This is a genomic window from Paenibacillus sp. 598K (assembly GCF_003851045.1).
Lineage (GTDB): Bacteria > Bacillota > Bacilli > Paenibacillales > Paenibacillaceae > Paenibacillus_D.
Window position 1 is genome coordinate 35001 of record NZ_BFBX01000176.1, and the last position, 2563, is coordinate 37563.

Here is a 2563-nt window from a genome sequence, read left to right on the forward strand (position 1 = left end):
TTGTGCGATTTATCGCACAGATCGGGTCGGGATAGATGCCGCGTTTAAGTCGTTGGGACAGCGTGTAATGCACGAAAAAGAGCCCTCTCCAAAAGGCAAATGCCAGAGAGGACGCTTATTATTACGAATAGGTTAGGCTAGACCTCCGTCCAGCCCATGCTATGTCACCATGAACAACACAAAGCTATATCAGTTAAGGGCAGTTACTTCCAGCACAGCAGTACTTCAGCTACGTCAGTCACATCAAACACGTCAGGTACATCAGCCACGTCACCTACACTACTACCCAATCAACCTGCGCTGTGCGATGCGCAACGTCACTCCGCAGGCGGGCCAGCCTGTCAACGTCAGCGCCTCACTCCGCAGGCTGCCAGCCTGTCAATGTCAGCGCGTCACTCCGCAGGTTGTCAGCCCGTCAACGTCAGCGCCTCACTCCGTATGCTGCCAGCCCGTCGATGTGAGGAAGCGGTCGAAGGCGGCGCGGCCTGCGACGGTCATCTTGAAGACGCCGGCATCGGCGAGCACGCGGTGGAACTTCTCGCCTGTCTCGTCGCGGATCGCCTCCGCTGCCGCCTCGGCGGTCAGCGCCGTGCCGTACTTGGCGATCAACTCCTCCAGCCAATCGGCATGATGCGCCAGCGGATGCTCGGCCTCTCGCAGCTGGCTGGCTGGCTCGCCCGCTGTCCCGGACAGATAGCCAGCCAACTTATCCAGCTCGCCCTTGAGACGTCCGGGCAGCACGGCCAGGCCCATCACCTCGATGAGGCCGATATTCTCGCGCTTGATATGGTGCAGCTCCTGATGCGGATGGAAGATGCCGTCCGGATGCGCCTCGTTCGTCCGGTTGTTGCGGAGTACGAGGTCGAGCTCGTAGCTGCCATCGTCCTTGAGCCGGGCGATCGGCGTGATCGTGTTGTGCGGGATCGTCCCGCCGTCCCGCTCGGTCGTCGCGAGCACGTCAGCCGTCGGATCGCTGTAACCGCGCCAGTCTGCCAGCATCTGCTCGGCTGCCGCCAGCAGCGTCTGCTTGCTGGCGCTGCGCAGCCGCGCCACCGACATCGGCCAGCGGACGATCGAAGCGCTCACCCCGTCATAAGACAGATGGCGATAGGTCGCCTCGCCAGGCGCCGTCTCCATCGGGAACGTATGACGTCCCCCCTGGAAATGGTCGTGGCTGAGGATCGAGCCGCCGACGATCGGCAGATCGGCGTTGGAGCCGACGAAGTAATGCGGGAACTGCTCGACGAAGTCAAGTAGACGGACAAACGTCGTCGGCGAGATCGACATCGGCAGATGCTCGCTGCGGAACACGATGCAATGCTCATTGTAATAGACGTAAGGCGAATACTGGAAAAACCAGTCCTCGCCGTTCAGCCGCAGCGGCAGCGTCCGCAGATTCTGACGGGCTGGATGGTCGGGCCGTCCGGCGTACCCGACGTTCTCCGGGCAGAGCAGACAGAGCGGGTACGAGCTCTGCGGCAGCGACTTCAGCAGCGCGATCTCGCGCGGGTCCTTCTCCGGCTTGGACAGATTAACAGTGATCTCCAGCCGTCCGCTCTCCGAGTCGTACTGCCAGTACAGATTATTGCGGATGCGATCCATCCGGATATAGTTGGAGTCAATATTGAGCTGGTAAAACCGGTCTGTCGCCGCCGGCACGCCCTCGTGCTTCGCCAGCCGCTGGAAGTCCGCAGCTACCGCCGAGGGACGGCCGAGCAGCAGCCCCATGATGCGCGCATCGAGCAGATCGCGCCAGGTCGTCGTGCCGTCCGGGATCAGCTTGATCTGCTCGCCATAAGCGAGCAGTACGTCAAGCGCCGCCAGCGGACTGTCCGGGGCCTGCGGGACATCGACCGTGCCGCCCGGCTCCTGCAAGCCGAACAAGTCGAGCAGCGCATTGCGAGTAAATACCGTATCGAGCGGCTCGAACAGCCGCTTGCTAAGACCAAACTGTACAAGCTCCTCGATAGCGCGTTGCACCAGCGCCAACGTCTCTTGCGAGCCAACAGCGGTCTGCGATGCTGTGTTTGAATGCATATTGCCCACTCCTTATTACGCTCCCGCATGATGCGATGATGGAGCGACTGTCGGTTTATACGTAGCCATTCGGGTGCGACTGATGCCACGACCAGGCGCTGGCGATGATGTCATGGAGCTTGTCGCGCTTCGGATTCCAGCCGAGCTCGCGGCGGGCGCGCTCGGAGGAAGCGACGAGCGTCGCCGGGTCGCCGGCGCGGCGCGCTTCGATGACCGCCTGGATGTCGACGCCGGTCACCTCGCGGGCGATGTCGATCACTTCCTTGACCGAGAAGCCTTGTCCGTTACCGAGGTTGTAGATCGCGCTGCCCGCTCCCTCCCGCAGCTTGTCTACGGCCAGCACATGAGCGTCGGCGAGATCGCTGACATGGATATAATCGCGGATACACGTGCCGTCCGGCGTATCGTAGTCGTCGCCGAACACCGAGATATGCGGCCGTTGGCCGAGCGCGGCTTGCAGGACGATCGGGATCAGATGCGTCTCCGGCGCATGGTCCTCGCCGATCTTGCCGCTCTCATGCGCCCC

2 protein-coding genes are annotated in these 2563 nt (G+C 62.1%); both read right to left on the reverse strand.

The annotated features are described in order from the left end of the window. Nucleotides 1-429 precede the first annotated feature (429 nt). Nucleotides 430-2037 (reverse strand): UDP-glucose--hexose-1-phosphate uridylyltransferase, encoded by a 1608-nt coding sequence (locus tag PA598K_RS33765; protein ID WP_128661129.1) that lies wholly within the window; start codon nucleotides 2035-2037, stop codon nucleotides 430-432. Nucleotides 2038-2092: 55 nt separating this feature from the next. After that, a partial coding sequence (locus tag PA598K_RS33770; RefSeq protein WP_148092031.1) for an NAD-dependent epimerase/dehydratase family protein occupies nucleotides 2093-2563 on the reverse strand: 471 nt, incomplete at its 5' end.